Annotated in this window: 18 protein-coding genes and 1 tRNA gene; 14 read left to right on the plus strand and 5 right to left on the minus strand. The window is 48.1% G+C overall.

The window, feature by feature from the left end:
* Positions 1-110: 110 nt before the first annotated feature.
* From LL912_RS01465 to LL912_RS01475, 3 genes are all read left to right on the plus strand, one after another.
* The gene (locus tag LL912_RS01465) at positions 111-428 is read left to right on the plus strand and encodes a YtxH domain-containing protein (protein ID WP_235551781.1); all 318 of its coding nucleotides are present in this window, start codon (positions 111-113) and stop codon (positions 426-428) included.
* Positions 429-549: 121 nt separating this feature from the next.
* Entirely contained in the window at positions 550-891 is a 342-nt protein-coding gene (locus tag LL912_RS01470; protein ID WP_235551782.1) for a phage holin family protein, read from the plus strand.
* Complete coding sequence (locus LL912_RS01475) at positions 884-1,315, plus strand: hypothetical protein (RefSeq protein WP_235551783.1); 432 nt, start codon at positions 884-886, stop codon at positions 1,313-1,315. Before LL912_RS01470 ends, LL912_RS01475 begins: the two co-directional genes overlap by 8 nt.
* A 245-nt stretch (positions 1,316-1,560) precedes the next feature.
* On the opposite strand, the gene LL912_RS01480 is transcribed toward LL912_RS01475, so the two are convergent.
* Positions 1,561-1,634 (minus strand) — tRNA-Ala (locus tag LL912_RS01480).
* 373 nt (positions 1,635-2,007) lie between these two features.
* Between LL912_RS01480 and LL912_RS01485 the strand changes: the two genes are divergently transcribed.
* Positions 2,008-4,263, plus strand: a complete 2,256-nt coding sequence (locus tag LL912_RS01485; protein WP_235551784.1) for an ATP-binding cassette domain-containing protein — start codon at positions 2,008-2,010, stop codon at positions 4,261-4,263.
* A gap of 72 nt (positions 4,264-4,335) precedes the next feature.
* On the opposite strand, the gene LL912_RS01490 is transcribed toward LL912_RS01485, so the two are convergent.
* The 4 genes from LL912_RS01490 to LL912_RS01505 all read right to left on the minus strand — a co-directional run bounded on the left by LL912_RS01490 (position 4,336) and on the right by LL912_RS01505 (position 8,724).
* Positions 4,336-4,668: an immunity 41 family protein gene (locus tag LL912_RS01490; RefSeq protein ID WP_235551785.1), complete on the minus strand. Its 333-nt coding sequence runs from the start codon at positions 4,666-4,668 to the stop codon at positions 4,336-4,338.
* A gap of 98 nt (positions 4,669-4,766) precedes the next feature.
* Positions 4,767-5,543: a hypothetical protein gene (locus LL912_RS01495; protein WP_235551786.1), complete on the minus strand. Its 777-nt coding sequence runs from the start codon at positions 5,541-5,543 to the stop codon at positions 4,767-4,769.
* Positions 5,544-5,563: 20 nt separating this feature from the next.
* Positions 5,564-6,487: a leucine-rich repeat domain-containing protein gene (locus LL912_RS01500; RefSeq protein WP_235551787.1), complete on the minus strand. Its 924-nt coding sequence runs from the start codon at positions 6,485-6,487 to the stop codon at positions 5,564-5,566.
* A 167-nt stretch (positions 6,488-6,654) separates the two neighbouring features.
* Positions 6,655-8,724 (minus strand): TIM barrel protein, encoded by a 2,070-nt coding sequence (locus LL912_RS01505; protein WP_235551788.1) that lies wholly within the window; start codon positions 8,722-8,724, stop codon positions 6,655-6,657.
* Positions 8,725-8,988: 264 nt separating this feature from the next.
* Between LL912_RS01505 and LL912_RS01510 the strand changes: the two genes are divergently transcribed.
* The 10 genes from LL912_RS01510 to LL912_RS01555 all read left to right on the plus strand — a co-directional run bounded on the left by LL912_RS01510 (position 8,989) and on the right by LL912_RS01555 (position 19,863).
* Complete coding sequence (locus LL912_RS01510; protein WP_235551789.1) at positions 8,989-9,684, plus strand: LytR/AlgR family response regulator transcription factor; 696 nt, start codon at positions 8,989-8,991, stop codon at positions 9,682-9,684.
* A gap of 304 nt (positions 9,685-9,988) precedes the next feature.
* Positions 9,989-10,186: a hypothetical protein gene (locus LL912_RS01515; protein ID WP_235551790.1), complete on the plus strand. Its 198-nt coding sequence runs from the start codon at positions 9,989-9,991 to the stop codon at positions 10,184-10,186.
* A gap of 33 nt (positions 10,187-10,219) precedes the next feature.
* The gene (locus tag LL912_RS01520; protein WP_235551791.1) at positions 10,220-12,448 is read left to right on the plus strand and encodes a response regulator; all 2,229 of its coding nucleotides are present in this window, start codon (positions 10,220-10,222) and stop codon (positions 12,446-12,448) included.
* A 346-nt stretch (positions 12,449-12,794) separates the two neighbouring features.
* Positions 12,795-13,616: an alpha/beta fold hydrolase gene (locus tag LL912_RS01525; protein WP_235551792.1), complete on the plus strand. Its 822-nt coding sequence runs from the start codon at positions 12,795-12,797 to the stop codon at positions 13,614-13,616.
* A gap of 475 nt (positions 13,617-14,091) precedes the next feature.
* Positions 14,092-14,379, plus strand: a complete 288-nt coding sequence (locus LL912_RS01530; protein ID WP_235551793.1) for a hypothetical protein — start codon at positions 14,092-14,094, stop codon at positions 14,377-14,379.
* 341 nt (positions 14,380-14,720) lie between these two features.
* Entirely contained in the window at positions 14,721-14,912 is a 192-nt protein-coding gene (locus tag LL912_RS01535) for a hypothetical protein (RefSeq protein ID WP_235551794.1), read from the plus strand.
* Between the two features lie 97 nt (positions 14,913-15,009).
* Positions 15,010-15,597, plus strand: a complete 588-nt coding sequence (locus tag LL912_RS01540; protein ID WP_235551795.1) for a hypothetical protein — start codon at positions 15,010-15,012, stop codon at positions 15,595-15,597.
* A gap of 16 nt (positions 15,598-15,613) precedes the next feature.
* On the plus strand, positions 15,614-18,220 hold the full coding sequence (locus tag LL912_RS01545) for a phosphatidylglycerol lysyltransferase domain-containing protein (protein WP_235551796.1): 2,607 nt from the start codon (positions 15,614-15,616) through the stop codon (positions 18,218-18,220).
* 3 nt (positions 18,221-18,223) lie between these two features.
* Positions 18,224-18,889 (plus strand): virulence factor, encoded by a 666-nt coding sequence (locus tag LL912_RS01550; RefSeq protein ID WP_235551797.1) that lies wholly within the window; start codon positions 18,224-18,226, stop codon positions 18,887-18,889.
* Positions 18,889-19,863, plus strand: coding sequence for a DUF4421 family protein (locus tag LL912_RS01555; protein ID WP_235551798.1), 975 nt, complete (start codon positions 18,889-18,891; stop codon positions 19,861-19,863). The genes LL912_RS01550 and LL912_RS01555 overlap by 1 nt, the downstream gene beginning before the upstream one ends.
* Positions 19,864-19,918 lie beyond the last annotated feature (55 nt).

The raw sequence follows: 19,918 nt of genomic DNA on the forward strand, positions 1-19,918 counted from the left end.
ATTCGGTTTTTTTTTAGTAAATTGGGAATTGCAGAGAACGGAACTTTTGGTACGGTTTTTTAGGGATATTGGTAGCATCTTATTAATAAACTAAAATAAATAAGAAGTTTATGAAAAATAGAGACAAATACATTCTTGGCATTGCCGGGGCTGCACTGGCAGGTATCGCTATCGGGTTGCTGTTTTATACAGAAGAAGGAAAAAAGACCCGTAAGAAAATGAAAAATACGGCCAATGACTGGGCCGATTCGCTCGGCAGTTTGATTGCTTCCGGCAAGGAAAGCCTTTCGGATCTTTCTCATAAAGCCATGAAGAAGGCAAAAAAAAGCTACCAGCGGGTTAAAGGTCAGGCCGAAGAAGGTTATGATGATCTCAAAAGCGCATACAATGATGTAGCGGATGAGTATAGCGCCGGAAAGGTAAGATAGACGTGAACATCCCCATAAACGGGTTGTCTGCAAGGTTTGTTGTTTAGGCCAGAACACTGGTTCATTAAAAACAATATACTTTTGAGGCAACCTTTTTTATTGTAACTATAAAATGCAAACTATGTTCGAACTGAAAGAAAAGCTGGAGAATGTTGCTGATGATGTGGAAGAAATTGCAAAGACCTATTACCGGTTGTCCGTAGTAAATATTGTTGATAAAGGAAGTAAACTGGGATCTTCTTTCCTGATCCTTGCACTGGTTACAGGGCTGGCATTTTTTATCTTTCTCTTTATCGGGTTTGGAGCCAGTTACTGGATCGGGCAGGCATTGGGCAATCCCATGCTGGGCTTTTTTATAGTAGCAGGATTCCTGTTGCTGGTGCTCATCCTGATCCTTGCCTTAAACAAAAAAGTGATTCAACCTGTCATCCGTAACATTATTATCAAGAATCTGTATGACTAAGCCCGTTATTACCACGCATGAGCACCTCATGCAGGAAAAAGCCCGTTTGAAGGCCCGGCTGCGGCAACGCAAAACCGCGATGCGGCAGTCGATCAGTGAGATCAAACAAGAATTAAATCCGATCAGCCAGATTGCGAAAACAACCAAGGATATCTGGAATGCAGATGCTTCCAATCCACTGATCGCCATGGGGGTGACCAAACTCACCGACCTGGTAATCCGCAAGGGGATCCTGCGCAAGGCGGGATGGCTGTCGCGGCTGGTAGCGCCGGTACTGGTGCAAAAAGTAGCTACCTATCTGATTAGCGAAAAAGCCGGGGACCAGATTGCAAGACTATTGCACCGTACCGCCTTTAAGCTCCGTGAAGAAAAAACACCACCGGCAACGTTCGGGGGTGGCAAGGGAATGAAACCCACATCTTAGGTGACCGGCCAGCCCGGTATCTTTAATATTAGCAATCACCTCAGCACCGGAATTGTCTGCCGGCTTAATGATGCAGGTACGAATGAGATCTGCAGAGGGGGTATGAAGGAAGACGATTTTTGGTAATCTCTTTAATAAAAAAGAGCATGCTGTTTACATGCTCCGATTTTATCCGGCAAATAATTTTAAAATATAGTTCAAAAAAAATAGGTCACAAAACAAATTGCAACCTATTGTAAGTATTGTGGAGGATATCGGAGTCGAACCGACGACCTCTTGCATGCCATGCAAGCGCTCTAGCCAGCTGAGCTAATCCCCCTTTAAATATTTCAAGCCAGTTAACCGGCAATCTTCCCGATATGGACGATCGCGCTAAAAGCCGGGCGAATTCCCAAACGGAGCGCAAACATAATGGATTGTTTGATATTGTCCAAGATTTTTTTCAACCTAATTCCTACATCAGTAGGACGCTGTTGGTTCCTGGAGCATTTTTAAAGTATTGTTGCTTCAACGGTCCGGTTTTATGCCGGTACGGCTAACGGTTTCATAAAGCTGTCAACGGTATCGCGAATTCCTATTTAAAAGAACGTATGCTCAGACTTTTGAAAAAATAAACACTTTTATTGGCTTTTAAGCAGCAGGAACTAACTATTTTCTATAACTTGCGTCTCCCCCAAAAACAGCTTCCATCTATGATGCAGGAATACATCGAAATCCGCGGTGCGCGGGAAAATAATCTGAAAAACGTTGACCTCCGCCTGCCCAAGCGGAAGATCAATATTTTTACGGGCGTGTCGGGATCCGGCAAGTCGTCGATCGTTTTTGATACCATTGCCACCGAAGCCCAGCGTCAGTTGTATGAAAATTTCAGCATGTTCATCCGGAGCCTGCTGCCCAAGTTTCCGCAACCCGATGCCGATGCCATTGAAAAACTGGGGATGGCCATAGTGGTTGACCAGAAGCGGCTGGGTGGCGGATCTCATTCTACCATGGGAACGATCACCGACATTTCTCCGGTGTTGCGGGTATTATTCTCCCGGGTGGGAAAGCCCTGGGTGGGGTATGCCAATGCCTTTTCCTTTAACGACCCGCAGGGTATGTGCCCGGAGTGTGGTGGTCGCGGCCGTAAGCTGGGTTTTGATGCTTCAACATTTATCGATCGTTCAAAATCGCTGAAGGAAGGCGCGATACAGGCTCCGGGGCTGGCTTCCTGGGAAAAAGATATGTATGCACACAGCGGCTTTTTTGATGTGGATAAAAAACTGGCCGATTATACGAAGGAAGAGATGGACCTGCTGCTATACAGCGGGCCCCGGAAGTTCAAAATGAAGTTTGGGAACAGCGATATGAATGTGACCTACCTGGGTTTGGTCGAGAAGTTTGAACGGGCCTATATCCGGCGCGATATAAAAACGCTTTCCGAACGGAAACAGAAAACGATCATGCCTTATCTTCAGGAGCAGCGCTGCCCTGCTTGCAAGGGCGCGCGGCTGAATGAAGCGGCGCTTTCCTCGGAGATCAACGGCAAGAACATTGCAGCGTTGTCTGCCATGGAAGTGGAAGAGTTGATCCCTTTTTTAAAAAAGATTGATGATCCTGTGGCAGCACCAATGATCCGTACATTGACCGAACGGCTGCAACACCTGGTGGATATGGGACTGGGGTACCTGAGTCTGAACCGCGAAACGGATACGCTCTCCGGCGGGGAATCGCAACGGGTAAAAATGGTAAAACACCTGGGCAGTAGTTTGATTGATGTGCTCTATATTTTTGATGAACCCAGTGTTGGATTGCACCCGAGGGATGTATACCGGCTAAACGGCTTGTTGCAAAAGCTTCGCGACAAGGGCAATACCGTTATTGTTGTGGAACACGACCCGGACGTGATCCGCATTGCCGATCATATTGTAGATGTGGGGCCGAATGCAGGAACAAAAGGCGGACAGATCATGTACGAGGGCACACTGGAAGGCCTGCTGCACACCAATACACTTACCGGGAAATACCTGAAGCACAGCCTGCCGCTGAAGACGGATAGCAGAACGCCGCGCGGACAATTACCGGTAGTAGGGGCCCGTGTTAATAACCTGCAGGGGGTAAATGTTCACATTCCCGAAGGCGTATTAACCGTTGTAACCGGTGTGGCCGGATCCGGGAAGAGCTCATTGATCCATCATGCATTTCTGAAAGCCTACCCACAGGCGGTGGTGATTGACCAGTCGGCTGTAGGTACGTCAACCCGCTCCAACCCGGCCACGTACACGGGTATGATGGACCTGGTACGGAAAGCCTTTGCAACGGCCAACAAGGTAGATGCCTCCCTGTTTTCCTTCAATTCAAAAGGCGCCTGTGAAAATTGCCAGGGAACAGGTGTGATCTACACGGACCTGGCTTTTCTGGAAGGCGTAAAGACCCGTTGTGAGGTATGCGAGGGCCGGCGTTACAAAGAAGAGGTATTGGCGTACCGGCTAAATGGAAAATCCATTTCCGATGTGCTGGAAATGACCGTGCGTGAGGCCAGCAGCTTTTTTACGGCGAAGGATATCCGTAAAAAACTGGATACAATGATCGAGGTAGGGTTGGAGTACCTGACGCTGGGCCAGCCATTGAGCACCTTATCCGGTGGCGAGTGTCAGCGCATTAAGCTGGCCAGCGAACTGCACAAGAAGGGAAGCATCTATATCATGGACGAGCCTACCACAGGACTGCACCTTTCGGATGTAGCACGTTTGATTGAGCTGATGGAAGGATTGGTCGATAAAGGCAATACGGTTGTTGTGATTGAGCATAACCTGGAGGTGATCAAAAATGCAGACTGGATTATCGATATGGGACCAGAAGGCGGCCATAAGGGCGGGCGGGTAATTTTTGAAGGCAGGCCGGAAGCACTCATCGCTTTTCCGGGATCGCATACCGGCGTTTTCCTGAAGGCCGCAATGGAAGCCTGATTCCTGAAGAACTGTTCTGCTGCAGATAACGAGAAGAAGGAAGCGCAATGCCCCGGGTTGGAGTTGCTCCATTTAAGCATTGAATAATGCTCCCGAATAGAATTGCTCTTGTAGCGTTAACAGCTCCTTTTTTCTTTTTTCAACCAGCTCCTGGTAAGCCGGGTCCCTGTTGGCAAAGAAAGCGGGGTTACTGATCTGGCCGATTAAATGTGACATACCCGTAAAAAACAATACCACCGATTTTGGTATTAACGGGCTATGCCGGTAGCTTTCGATCACTTCTAATAAAAGACGGATACATTTTTCATATTCCTGGTCGTCCCATGCTCTTTCCATCCGGAGCTTATATGAAAATTCATGTTCCGATTCCAGGTATTCGAGGTATTGTTCGAGGATAGGGTTCATATGATTGCTGTTAAAGTAATAAAAAACTGCCACGGGGTGAACGGTCATACCGGGTCATCCGCCGGGTACCGGTTTGTGGCTGGAATCATCCGGTATCGTCAGGGAAGATCAAAAACGCTTGTCGATACCAGGGCATTGTTCTTCCATATCCATAGGGCATGGTAGGCTCCAGAGCCGTCCCCGCCAGCCATAACGATGTAAATATAGTTGCCCTGACCCAGATATACGGCAGAACGATTCAGATCGGGCTGGTACAGACTGCGAAAGGCAGAGGCCGGCAATTTCCATTCCCGGCCGTTCTTATATATGACAATGCAGCGGATTTCTTCAGCCGGTATTCCGCCATCTGTTCCCCAAATATGCCTGTCGTCTATAGCGGATCGTACTTGATTCTTTCTGGTCACGCGGTGCGCCGCCGGTAGGAAGGGCTGCTTACAAATGACCACCTGCAATTGATGGCTCTGGAAAGAGCGGCAACTATCTGTTACTGGTCCGGGTTCTAACGCCGGTAGTGCGTCCAGCATTTTATATTGTGATGCGTGCAGGTATCCTTCGCGCGGTTCCGTCTGGTGCTTCCATAAGGTATCAGAAGCGGGATAAACGTAACCCTGGGTAAGCCAGTTCCAATTGCCTGTAGTGTGGCCGGGTGGAACGCTCGCTTCCTTTATCATATAAACACTGCCTTCGGCAACGCGATCGGTGGTATGCCCGTATTTTTCGGGTTTGCTGCGCAGGTTCGCAAAGCCTTTGCTGCCTTTTATGATAACCAGCTGGGCCCGTGAACACAGGGAGGTCAATATAAGGATAATAGCAATGATAAATGTCCGATGCATCGTATAAGGTGAAATCAGGTTCCTGCAATGTAGTGCGATCATAAGAGGTTTTTATACAAAAGTTAAAGTTCACGCCAGGCCTCCAGCAACCGGTGTTTACCGTAAGATTCAAAACGAACCTTTTCAAACCCCGCCCGGGTAAATCTTTTTTTCAATTCCGTTTCGTTCGCTGCCCATGCCGCACCACAGTCAATGACGCGCAGCCATTTAAGACGGCTCATTGCTGCAACGGTCCCCAGGTCTTCCAGCTTCGGGCATCCGGAAACTTCGAGCTGCTCCAGTTGGGTCAGTTGCTCTAATCCGCGCAGGGATATCAGCGACTTATTCCATTTGATCTCAGCCTCTTTTAGATGGTGGTAACCGGTAAGTCCATCGAAATCTGCGTTTCTAGCTTCCATCCAGGCGGCAAATTCAAGACCGGGAGCGCCGGCCATGTTCAGGTCGGCAACGGAGCCTGCTTTATAAAGAAAAAGATGTTTTAGCTGTGCACACCGGCAAATCTCCGTCAATAAAAGGCGTTTATTACCGGCTGTGATCGTTAGCGTGTTGCGAAGACCGGGAAAGCAGCCGGCATAGAAATCGGAGGCCACCCTGCCCAGATCGAGGGACCGGATCTGGGGCAGGGTAAGGTCTTTATTCCAGGATACCTTAGGTTTTTTCTCGGTTGATACACCAACCTGCAAAACTTCCAGACTGTCCGGGAGATCTGTGGATCGGAGTGTGGCAACGAACCATGAAGGAATGATCAGGGCTTTGAGGTTCGGGAGCCTGGCAACAACCGGCGGTATTTGTGTTGTAGTTTGATCGTCGGGCCACAGCTCCAGCATTTCAATGGCGTCAAGCTGTTCCTGGCCAATGAACCCCCAGGCGAGTCCTTTGTCTTTATATCCTGCAAATTTTTCTCTTCCCGGGGTATGAAGGGTTTGCCCCATCAGCCAGCGGGGTGTACCGGAGGGAATTATCTTATTCAGGTAACTGATCGGCATTTTTTCAGGAAAATTAGGAAATGTATAATTACCAGGCAAACGCTGCCACATTCTCCTAGTAAAGTGTCTTTCGAAACCGGTTGTAAAACGGCCGGCCCCGCTATTTGTAAAGGGAACATCCATACCTCCCCAATGAGCGTGCGGGATGAAAAAGGCAATGGACCCGGCTATGGATCCAGCGGGTCTGAAGCATCCGTTTGCAGGCAGTCTTTATTGGGATAATAAGAGGTTTGTTCTGCGGCAATGGGCTGCATGTTATCGTAAGGAAGATATCCTAAATCGCGGAGCGCGGTCTTGCTCATATTACTCCGGATATACCGCGTCTGGTTGGCATCTGTAGCAATCAATACCGGTTTGTTGACCGGTATCTTAAACCGGTAGATCATCCGGTTGGTATTACGGATATTAGTGGTGGTATGCCGGGCATGGGGCTCAATAAAAACGGCCATTTCCGGTATGCCCATAACCTGAGTAAGATACCGTTTCATTTCCACCGCTTCGTTATAGGGCGTTAAAAAAGGATGCACATTGCCGCCGGAAACAACAATAAACGGCGCCAGCCCTTTTTTATACAGTTCAGCTGCATCATGGCAACGACGGGCACCGCCCGAATCCAGGGTTACCGCCGGGTCTTCAGGGCCAAGTCCCGGCACCAGGATCAGGCTGTAGGCATAGCGGCTCCAATTGGTTTTTTTCAATTGCCGGAACGGCGCCTGGTTCAAACCTTCCTGCAGGGGTTCAAAGCGGGCCGCTTCATAGCGCCCGTTAAGCTCCAGCACCCGGAGGGCAGCATGGAAGGGGGTGGCCGGTAATGCCGCATTACCGGCCACCTGTACCAGGTAATCTTTCAGAGTTTTTGGATATACCTTATCCTTTATGCCAAACCGGATGGAATCAATTTTCGGATACCGGGGTGCATCCCCCTTTATATAAATATTAAAGATCCGGTTGATATTGCCGGCTTCGTTTTCCCAAACCTGGCGCAGGTAAGCCGTATCCTTTAATGCATGCAGCCGGTAGTAAGTTTCGTTTTTCCGGAGCCCGGCAACAATGGCCTTCAAACGTGCATTGCGGGCGTATTCTTTAACCCAGGCATCGCCCGCTTGCCGGATGAGTTCAGGTGACAGGCTGCATGCAGCTGCAAGGCATGCCCGATCTGTACAGTTCCGGGCGGCCTGTTGCAGTTGTGCCGCATAGCCCTGGGTGAGCGGCTGTATACTGGTCTGAAAGGCCCGGGTTGTCTGCAGGGTTCCCAGCTGTCCGGTAAGCGGAAAAATTTTCTGCGCCAGCATCGTGCTGAGCGCCGGGCCGGTACTAAATGCTGCTGCGTAAAGCGATTGATAGCAGGATTTATAATCGGCTACATTGGATGCATGGCTTTCATACAAAAAAGGGCCGTCGTAATGTACCCGGTCCAGTGCCTGCAGGATGGCCACCCAGTTGTTTTCGCCTTTACCGTTACAGGGAAAATAATGGTTTTCCTCACGACCGGTGCCATCCGCCACGTGCAGGGTTTTTAAACGGCTGCCCATCGCCAGGATCAGCTTTTCGGGGTATTTGATATGGTTCAGATCAATGGCCGAATACACATCGCGGGGAAGCAGGTTCATTACTTCAACCGCTTCTTCCACCGTGCGTAGCAACGGACGCTCCCGTACCGGCCCGTGCTGCAGTTCCGGTCCCAGCATGTTTTCAATAACCATTATCGAGCCCTGTTGCTTTACCAGGGGATTTAGCGCCTTTACGGATTGCACGAGTTGCTTTTTGCGCAGCGGACGTTCACCCCGGTTTAAATACCAGCTGGGATGAAAAAGAATGATATGCGGTTTTAAAACGGCTACATATCTTAACACACGTGTATGCATCTCCACAACGGCTTTCCGTTCAGCTTCATCGCCCAACGACAGGTCGATGTTTTTCCCGTAAGGCATATGAACCGACCAGATCTGTATACCGGCTTCATTTGCCGCTTTCCGGGCGCGCTGTGCTATTTCAAAAACGGCTGCATCTGGTTTTAAAAAGTTGCGGGCCGTATCCACAATGCCACCCATGCCAATTTCGATGCAATCGATACCCGCAGCTTTCGCGGCCTTCATGCCCTCCACCGTTACCTTATCCATCCCGATATTGAAACCCAGCCGCAGTGGTTTGGGGAAACCCGTTTGAGCCAAGGCGGCCTGGCAGAAAAACACCAGAAGAATAACGATTCCTTTTTGAAATGTGATTGTCAGTTTCATATAAATTACATGATAGTAGCGATGGAGGGCTAAAAATAGAACATCCTGTGCAGAAATCCATTTTAAAGAACCGGTAAACCGGACCGGCGGTAAAAATCGTTGCGTCTGCATCAAAAACTTATGCAAAGTTGTTCAGTAAAGATGAAAATTATCAGAACCAGGAGTATGCCTTTTTGTATTTTTTGTAAGATGCAATTACCGGAAACGATGAGCGGCAAACCAAAAATAAGCTCTACATTTGAGCAGCTTCAAAGGATGGTATTTATGAACTGTTTGATTGTTGATGATAACAAAATTGCACGCACCACATTGAAACAACTGGCAGCCCAGGTGAGCGATCTCAATGTGGTGGGTGAGGCGTCCGGTGCACTGGAGGCCAGTAACCGGTTACGGCAGCAGCCCGTGGATTTGTTATTGCTGGATATTGAAATGGAAGAAATGACCGGGCTGGAGCTGGCACGGCTCCTGGGAGATAACCGGCCGGTGATCATTTTTATATCCGCAAAAAAAGAATACGCGATCGAAGCGTTTGAGCTGAATGTAGCAGACTATATTACCAAGCCCGTGCAGCCGGTACGTTTTCTGCAGGCCATTGACCGCGCAAGAGAAATTATTGCCAGCAACCGGCAGCAACTGGATGTGCAAACAGATGCCTTTCTTTTTATACGCGATTCTAATGTGGTAAAACGGCTGGGCTTCGATGAGATCCTGTATGCAGAAGCCATGGGCGATTATGTAAAATTACATACTGGTAAGAAATTTTATGCCGTACACTGTCCGCTGAAAACGGTGGAAGAGCGGTTGCCGGCCCGGCAGTTCATCCGGGTGCACCGTTCCTATATTGTTGCAGTGGATAAGATCGACAGTGTGGAACAGGGAACGCTCATCATCGGCGGCAAACCCGTGCCCGTTGCTGATGCTTACCGAAGCGCGCTCAATAAACGGCTAAATGTGCTTTAAAGGATTTGTACCAGGTTTAACGTTCAGAGTTCCAGGTTGGATCGCGTTTAATGCATGGTGATTTCTCATCACTTCTCCATTCTGAATGCTCACCACTGAATGCTGCATGCTCCATTCTGCAATCTCGATTCCCGCTTCCGGATTCTGAATTCACGACGGCGTTAGCTGAAAACGGATAGCTGACGGCTTGATGGCTAAAAGCTGAGGTGCTTACCCCCAACGACCCTTTTTGCCCATTCGGCGATTGCATCCGTAATGCCGGCCGCCGGGGCTGTAATTTTATGCTAAGATAAAAACCAGCATCGTGAATACCTGGAAAATCATATACATGACGCTTTCGGCACTGTTGCTGATCGGTTTTGTATATGGCCTGCTGTATGAATTATATGTACTCCGGAACCGGCTGGTCATGTTTCTGTTCCTGGCCCTTATTGTGGCCGATCTTATTGTTTTTATAAAACTATTCTGGAACATTACCGCCAGCCGTCGCGACGATGCCTGATAATTAAACTATATTTGACGGGAATTGCCGGTTATGAAATCTTCTTTTCGGTACATACTTGTTGTTACGTTTTTAGTGGCCGTTATCGTCATTGTGTTCCTGCAGTTCAACTCCAGTCAAAGCATCAACCAGCTCATCAACGGCAACGAAGACCTGATGAATGTATTAAAGCTGAAAATGGAATTACAGCAAGTCCAGGAAAATGTAACACAGCTGGAAACCGAAACCAAAAGTATTGTAATACGGGGCCATGATTTGCGGGATGGACGGTTTGAGCAACAGGCCCGGAAGGTTAGCCAATCCTTTCAAACACTGGACTCTTTTGAAATCAACCCGGTTGTGGGCGCGGGCATCCTGCAACTGAAACGCCAGGTAAATAAAAAGATTGAACTGAACCGGGAAGTGCTGCGCACTTTTGCCGGCGACGGAAAAGATGCGGCCGAAGCATTGATCAACGACCAGGAAGAAACCCGGCTTACGGATTCCATTAACAGCCTCGCACACCGGATCGACCGGCAATACCAGGTAAGTGTTACGCAATTGATCCGGAGTGCAGACCGGAACGGAAGAAATGCCAAAACCTTTGGAACCATCCTGGCCGTAATTGCAGCCGTGGCCTCCCTGCTGGCTTTTGGATATATCTCGTATAAAATGGGAGAGCAGCAACGGTTGATCCATCAGCTGAACGTTTCCGAACAACGGGCGCGGCGGTCGGCAGAGGCTAAGGAAAACTTCCTGGCCAATATGAGCCATGAGATCCGCACGCCCCTGAATGCGATCCTGGGTTTTACCGGGTTGTTACAAAAAAAGCCGGCCGATCCGGAAACCGGCCGTTATACTGAACTCATCCATAAAGCGGGTGAAAACCTGTTGCAGATTGTAAATAATATTCTCGATATCTCAAAGATCGAAGCGGGAATGATGCCGGTAGAAGCAACTGCCTTTAACCTCCGGGAAACGGTGGCTACGATTGAGCATCTTTACCGGCAGCGCTGCCAGGAAAAAAGATTGGATTTTTTTGTTCAGGTTGCAGATGATGTTCCGGAAATGATTGAAGGGGATAAAGTACGGCTGACCCAGATTATTGTAAACCTCGTCAGCAATGCCATTAAGTTTACCGACAAAGGGACGGTAACAGTAGCCGTTGACCGGAAACAGGCTACCGGCGATAAAGTGATAGTAGGCTTTGTGGTATCGGATACGGGTATTGGCATGGATGCTGCAGAACGCACTGCCGTGTTTACCCGTTTCCGCCAGGGCGATGAAAGCATTACGCGCAGGTATGGCGGCACCGGCTTGGGATTAACCATTGTAAAAGACCTGGTGCAGCTGCTCAATGGAAACATAGCCGTTACCGGCGAAAAAGGTGTTGGCACGGTATTTACAGTGCTGCTGCCGTTCCGGCCGGTAAACGGTGTTCCTGAAGATGACTGGACAGACCCGCCGGCAAAAGTATCGCAAACAGAATGGGCACACAAGAAAATACTGGTTGTTGAAGATAATGAAATGAACCGGTTGTTGCTGGCGCAACTGCTAAAGAGCTGGCAGGTTGGTTTTGAGATGGCATTTAATGGCAGCGAGGCGATCCGGCTGTTGAAGGAGCAGCAATACAGCCTGGTATTGATGGATATCCAGATGCCGGAAATGGATGGCTTTACCACCACCGCGGTGATCCGGAATGAGCTGCATCTTACCCTGCCGGTCATTGCCATGACGGCTAACGCCCTCACCAGTCAGAAAGAGCAATGCCTGAACGCGGGCATGGATGCGTATATCTCAAAGCCGCTCGATGAAGCCCAGCTGCATCACCTCCTGGTGCGGTGGCTGGATGAGCCCCGTACGCAAACCACTGTTGCGGCAGCACCGGTTGAACCGCGGGTAAACAACGGATTGCAGTATCTGCAGCTCGGCTACCTGTTTATGGTAAGCAGGGGCAACAGGAACTATGAAAAAGAAATCATCACACAGTTTTGCGAAATGGTGCCGGAAGAGTTGAGCCGGATACAAACCGCCTGGGAGCAGGGTAACACTGATCGTGTACGGAGAACGGCACATAGTATGAAAACTACCGTGGCGGCATTAGGACTTACTGATCGTACGGAACCCTATCTGTCGGTACTGGAGCATATTGAACCGGCCGATCCATCCTTTTCACAGGTGTTTCGGGGCCTGGAAGAAATTTGCCGGCATGCCCTGGATGAAGCAGCGGCCTACGAAGCTGCCCACTATGGGGTTGATACGGATCCTGAGGCCCGGCGATAACTCGGTATAGGCTTCCTTCTTACAAACGTTCCCATACTGCCGCTGATCAGCGGGAAAACGGACGCGTTGTACGTGTTTTAGCGTTGCCGATCTGCAAAATGATGCCTGATAAACCAGGGTGCATGATAAATAAACCGGTTTTTGTGCATGATGCTGAAATGAAAGATTGGATTATTATCCAGGGCGCGTTTGATTTGCTGATAAAATGATTTTTAAGTTTAATTACACATAATTTTTGTGATCTTAATCTAGGTTAAGATTGAATGCATTTGGCTGCACTACTTTAGCTGAAGAATTACGACAAGGACTACTTAGCATTAACAATCATACTTTAAAATTAAAAAAAATGAGCACGCTAAAATTAAAAGATGGAACAGAGGTTTTTTACAAGGACCAGGGAGACGGCCCGGTATTGATGTTTCATCATGGATGGCCATTATCTTCAGACGACTGGGATGCACAGGTGATTTTCTTTTTACAAAAAGGCTATCGCGTCATTGCGCATGACAGAAGAGGTCACGGTCGTTCCAGCCAGAATATTTATAATCACACTATCGAGCAATACGCTTCTGATGTAGCTGAACTGGTTGCGTTTTTAGATTTAAAAGACGTGGTACACATCGGTCACTCCACAGGGGGCGGTGAAGTAATCCGTTATGTGAACAAGTACGCTAACGGCAGAGCGAAGAAAGCTGTTTTAATCAGTGCAGTTCCACCTGTTATGGTAAAAAGCGAATCTAATCCGGATGGGGTTCCCATGGAGGTGTTTGACAATATCAGGGAACAGACGTTAAATAATAGAAGCCAGTTTTACATTGACTTAACTTTTCCTTTCTATGGCTATAACAGGGGAGGTGCAGATATAAAGGAAGGCGTACAGAGAAATTGGTGGAGGCAAGGAATGATGGGGGGTATCGTTGCCCATTATGATGGGATTAAAGCTTTTTCAGAAACTGATTTTACGGAAGATTTAAAGGCGGTTGATATTCCGGTCTTGGTGTTGCACGGAGAAGACGACCAAATCGTACCAATAGAGAATTCAGCTATAAAATCTGCAAAGTTGCTGAAAAACGGGAAGCTGATTACTTACCCGGGTTTCTCGCACGGAATGCCTACCATAGAGCATCAGACGATCAATAAAGACCTTTTGGAGTTTATCCAGTCTTAATTAAACATAATCATCTGGCGACGATTGGATCCAATTGAAAACGATTGTAAAGTTCATCGTTTCGAAATGCTGGATGCTATTTAATTTTCATGCCCAGGCCAGAAGCGGCGCTCTTTTGCGACTGCTTCTGGCATATTGGGAAAAACGTTTCGCTTTTGAATGCTGCAAGTATCCAATACGATTGCAAATGTTGCCGATATAATGAACCCTGTTTAATTAAAAGCCCCTGCCGTTAGGGAACAGCTGCAAACAATCAGCTTTAGACGGTATATAGCCGAGGTTGCAGAGAAGCTGATTGTTTTTTATTACGCAATTGATATTAAATTGTTAAGATAAAGTAAATAAACGCTGTGGCCGGACTCCCGGTCTTGTTCTGTTTTTGTTTCAACGACTGTTTTTGCCTTTTCGTCTATTGAACGGGAAAGGCCGCTGATATCGGATGTATCTTTAAGGCATAAATATAAAAACGAAAAAAATGAAAAAGCTTTTTATCGCCCTGCTTGCGCTGATTACATTTAATCTGTCGCAGGCACAAACGGCCCCGGCCCAGGCAAAACCGGCCAAACCGCAAGCAGCAAAAACACAGGCAGCAAAACCGGCTCCTAAAGCCGCAGAGAAAAAAGCCACTGCCGAAACGAAGGCGGCACCACCGGCTGCAGCGCATGTAAAAAAGGATGGTACACCGGATAAACGGTATAAGGAAAATCAGCATTTAAAAAAAGATGGTACGCCAGATAAACGCTATAAAGAAAATAAGAAGTAAATACGTTTTGAGTTCTTGATTGTTAAGGTGCCCTCCGTGTGAACGGGGGGCTTTTTTGGTTACTGGACGCTGTGTGCTAAATGCGACACTGAACGCTAAAAGCTGACAGCTATCAGCTTACAGCAGGTGGATATATTCCAGTTAGAGTCGTACATATGCTGGATGTAGAACCACAAATCCCAAACTCCAAATCTCAATCTCAAATCTGAAAACAGAGCGTACGCTTCCCCGTTTTCGCCGATCCGTTTTGCCGATCCGTCTATTGTAGGTTTAAAAGACAGTAACCGGGCGGTAATTTTAACTCGGAAAAACAATATTTGATCATCATTAAAAGTGTAACAATGAAAAAGATCTTGGTAGCCGCGATGATTCTATTAACCACAGGAGTGGCCGTAAACGCAACAGGCATGCATGTGCCGAACAAAACGGCAAAAACAGAAATGAGCAAACCGCACAAAAAAGGGAAAGCTGGTAAAAAACACCATGCACACATGAAGAAAGAGGCAGCAAAAAAGGAGATGAAGACGAAGTGACGCCATTTTGCTTCTTAAATGTGGATACAGGTAAATGCCTGGATATTTGAGACAACCTCACCTGGTGAGGTTGTTTTTTTAAGTCTTAATTTTACATATGCATTTTTTAAACCAATACGCTTTCTATCGGAGAAGCCCCTTCTTTGTTACCCTTGCCACTGTATTCCTGTTTGTAAAAACGGAAGCGCAAACCGGGTCAGCCCTCCGGCTGAGTGCAGAAGACCTGTATAGTACACATGGCACGCATTTCCCCGGAGTTAGTATTTCCTATAACCGCTTTTTGGGAAGCAAATGGGAGTTGGGGGCAGGTTTAGCGTATTCAGGTACTTCCTTTCATGACGACAACGGCTGGAACCTGTATGCACTTCGTTTTGCTCCGGTTTACCTGAGCGAATATTATTACATCGGTTACTTTAACGCATGGGCGCCTTATATACATCTTCAGGAAGGGATCAGCTTCGCCCGGTACGATAAAGAATTTCAGGATCATCCCGGTACCCGTTATCCAATTAAAGAAAGCGGGTTCTATGGTTACGGGGGAGCCGGCACCCGTTATACCGTGTCGCGTAGATCCGGTTTTTTCATCGAAGCAGGCATGAAAGCCTTTCATCTTTCTTTTAACAATTTAGATGTAAATCCGCATGGTTTTGCATTAAAATTAGGTTATGTTTACCGGCTCAAATAACTGAACCAAACGGATTATGAAAGAGCGGATATTAAAGCAATTCCGGAAATTTTCGCCCAAGACTTATTGGAAAGAAATCCTGGCGGTGCTCGTCATCCTGCTGGCCTTCGTGTTTTTCAGAAGTGAACGAAAGGAACTGCAATCTATTTTGCCACAGCTGCGGGCTGCCGATGGAAGCTGGATCCTTGCCGGACTGGCAGTAGCAGTGCTTTATGTATTGCTGCAGGCGCTGATGTATATTTACAGTTTCCGGGCGATGGGCATGCAGCTGAAGTTGCCGGATGCCGTGGAACTGTTTCTGAAGCGGAATTTTTTAAGTGTATTTCTCCCGGCCGGTGGCATCAGTTCGCTGGCGTATACCACATCGCAGCTGCGCAGGCGGAACCTGAATGCCACAAAGATCCACCAGGCCAGCGCTATTTATGGATATGTAGGGTTACTGACGGTATTCCTGATCGGGGTACCGGTGATTCTTTATACTATCGGCAAACAACGGCATGCGGGGGCTGCCGGGCTTTCGTTGCTGTTACTGGGGCTGCTGCTGGGAGCTGTATTCCTGCTCGTATACGCGTTCCGAACGAAGGGTGTATTATACCAGTGGGTCAGCCGGAAATTTCCTTCGGTGATCAATAACATTGATGCGGTCTTTTCCGGAACCATCAACAAGCGGCAGTTGTGGCTGACCATTGCCGCATCGCTGGCAATTGAGTGCTGCGGCATTGCGCATGTTTACATCAGCATTTATGCGCTGGGCGCTGCGCCCTCCTTCCAGGTAGCGGCGGTGGGGTATACCCTTTCTGTAGTATTGATGATCCTGTCGCCTTTTTTACGGGGCCTGGGTGCGGTAGAGTTTACCATGTTATACATTTTTATGGGGTATGGCTACCGCCATGATGAAGGCCTGGGCATTACCCTGCTGTACCGGGTGTTTGAATTCTGGATTCCCCTGGTACTGGGGCTGTTTGCGTTTATATGGAGGGGGCGGCAACTGGTAGCGCGTATTATGCCGGCGATCGCCATCTTTTTCCTGGGGATCGTTAATATTATTTCCGTAGCCACACCGCCGCTGGCCGAACGGATGCGGCTGGACCGGTATTATCTTCCTGTTGAAGCCATTCATGCCTCCAAGCTAATGGTGCTGGTGCTGGGGATTTCGTTGCTGGTAACTTCGGCATACCTGATCAAGGGACTGCGGGCCGCCTGGATTGCAGCGTTGATATTTACCGCGCTTTCCATTTTGGGTAATATTGCGAAAGCACTCGATTACGAAGAAAGCATGCTGGCCGGATTTATCCTGGTACTGTTGATCACTAACAGTAAACAATACCGGATCCGGGAAAATCCCCGGTGGATCCGCATTGGCTTTGCCACTTTTTTTATCACGTTGTTTTCGGTTTGTCTTTTTGATTTTCTGAGCTTTTATTTTATCGACAAGCGGCATTTTGGTATCGATTTTAACTGGCGCCAATCTCTGTATTACACACTCCGGAGTTTCCTGTTGTTTTCAGATGACGAGCTTACGCCTAAAACGCATTTCGGACGCGACTTTGTGAATATAACCCGGTTCCTGGGCGTCTGTTCCTGGTTGCTGCTGATCTATTCCCTGTTGCGCCCCAGGATTTTTGAAGAACCTGTTCCGGATGCCAAAACAGCATCGCAAATGGCAGTGGAGATCCTGGAAGAACATGGCCGGTCGGCCGTTGATTATTTTAAAATAATGCCCGATAAGCAGTTGTTTTTTTCCGGTATCGCCAGCGGGTTTACCGCCTACCGGGTAGCCAACGATTTTGCCGTGGTGCTGGAAGAACCGGTTTGTGCAGCAGAAGACAAGGTAGAAGTGCTGATGGAATTCGAAGCTTTTTGTAAACAGGAAGGGCTGAAGACCGTGTATTACCGGGTGGATGAAAGCAGCTTGCTGTATTTTGAAGACCTGAAGAAGATGAAGATCTTTGTAGGGCAGGAGGCTATTATGGAAGTGGAACAATTTACACTGGAGGGAAAAGACCGCAAATCGCTGCGTAACGGACTGAATAGTTTGCAGAAGAAAGGATATGAAACAGTACTGGTGTCTGCACCCCACAGCGATGAACTGTTGCGGGAACTGGAGTCCGTATCGGAAGAGTGGCTGGACAAATTTGAAAAGAAGGAAATGGTGTTTTCGCAAGGGATGTTTAACCTGGAAGAAATGCGGCAAACGGATCTGATCCTTGTAAAAGATGCAGCGGGCGCTGTGCAAGCCTTCCTGAACATTATCAGGGATTATACTCCGGAGGAATGTACTTATGACCTGATTCGCAAGCGGCTGGAAGCGCCCGGGGGGTGTATGGACGCGATGATTGTGAAGTTAACGGAATACGCAAAGTCTAAACAATATAAATACCTCAACCTGGGAATGATTCCGCTGAATGGCATGAATGCGCCGGATAATCCCGCTGAACGTATCATTAAATATGCTTCGCAACGCATGGGCAGTTTACGGCATTATAAAACCCTGCGCGATTTTAAAGAAAAGTATGCCACCATCTGGGAAAACAAATACATGATCTTTGGCAATGACTTCGATCTGCTGCAGATCCCGGGTGCGCTCAGAAAAGTAATGAAACCCTTATCAGATACAAATTAAGAAATGAAAACGATCTGTTTTTTTTGCGGAATCTTATGGTCTTTACATACCATTGCCACCGGCGCTGCCACGCTGCCGCTGAAGAACTGGCAGGGCAACGATAAAATGCCCCTGGTGCTTTACATCAGCGGAGACGGGGGGCTGAACAGCTTTACCAATGATTTTTGCAAAGGAATCAACCAGTCGGGCTATACCGTTACGGCTATTAATTCCAAATCGTATTTCTGGAATAAAAAAACACCGGAGCAGGTGGCGGCGGAATTGACCAGCTATCTTAATGGAGTGCTTAAGGGAAGGGCCAATCAGCAGTTGTTGATCGTTGGGTATTCCTTTGGTGCAGATGTAACACCATTTATCCTGAACCGTTTGGGTAATGCGGTAAAGAGCCATTTACTGCGTACCGTGCTGATGGCACCATCGCCAACCACAGACTTTGTGATCCGCGTGGCCGATATGTGGGGTACACCCAAAAAAAGGAGTATGGACGTGGTGGCCGAAATCAACCGGGCGGCCGGTCAGCGGATCGTGGCGATCCTGCCTGGAGATGATAATGATTTTCCGGCGCAGGCGGTTAAACTTCCCGGTTTTAAGGCTACGGTTTTAAAAGGCGGCCATCATTTCGGCGGGGATACGGCCGATCTTGTAAAAATAGTCATGGGGCATTTCTAATGAAAACGGTTTACAGGTACCTGGCAATATGCGGTTTGCTGGCGATACAGCATGCCGCGCAGGCGCAGACAAAAAGAGATACGGCCTATATTGGTGAATTCGACCGGCAAAATACCATTGAAGTATACCCGGGGTATTATACAACCCGCTTCAATTTTGCAGGCTTTGGAAAAAAGCCGTCGCAGTTCCGGCTTACAGCAAATACCAATGCCTATGCCGGCTTTTATCTCAATTATAAATGGTTGGCGTTCCAATATGCCTGGGGTATACCGGGTACAGAACTGGCAAAAGGGATCCGGCTGAAACATATTTCATTCTCATTCCGGTATAACCGGCCCCGGTTCAGCATCTATCCTTTTTTTGACGGATACGACGGCTTGCTGCTGCAAACAGCCCGGCCCCATCCGCGGTTTGACTCATTCCGGGGAATGCAATTGTTTCGTGCCGGCACCCGGATGTATTATTTTACCAATACAAACCGGTATGCTTACCGGGCAGGGCTTTCTTTTTCCGAACGGCAACTGCAGTCTGCCGGCGGCGTTGTTTTTGGTGCTACTCCGCTATGGCAAAAGATTAACTGGAAAACGCCTTCACGGGCATTGATCCGGGATTCTGTTACGTACCAGCTGCTGGCTTCTGATCCCCAGTGGCTGAGTATGGTAGTTGGTGCCGGCTATAACTATAACTGGGTGTTCCGGAACGGCAAATGGATCATCTCTCCGGCCTTGATCGGGGGTGTTGGCGGTATCAAGGAACTCAATAACGCGCGCTCCGTACAGCCTGTATTGAACCTGCAGGCCTGGATAAATGCGGGTTACAGCGGGCCGGTCTTTTATGCATATATCAATGGGAGCCTGCAGGCAACACAAACGCATCTCATTGTCAGAAAACTGAATACCCGGGATGATGAGGTGTATCTTACCCTGGGATACCGGTTTAAAAGTCATCCGAAAAAGTTAATGGGAGTATTGTAAGGAGGAAGATTCCAGATTCCAGAATTCAGCTTTTAGCCCTCAGCCTTTAGCGTTC

The sequence above is a fragment of the Niabella agricola genome, from assembly GCF_021538615.1.
Lineage (GTDB): Bacteria > Bacteroidota > Bacteroidia > Chitinophagales > Chitinophagaceae > Niabella > Niabella agricola.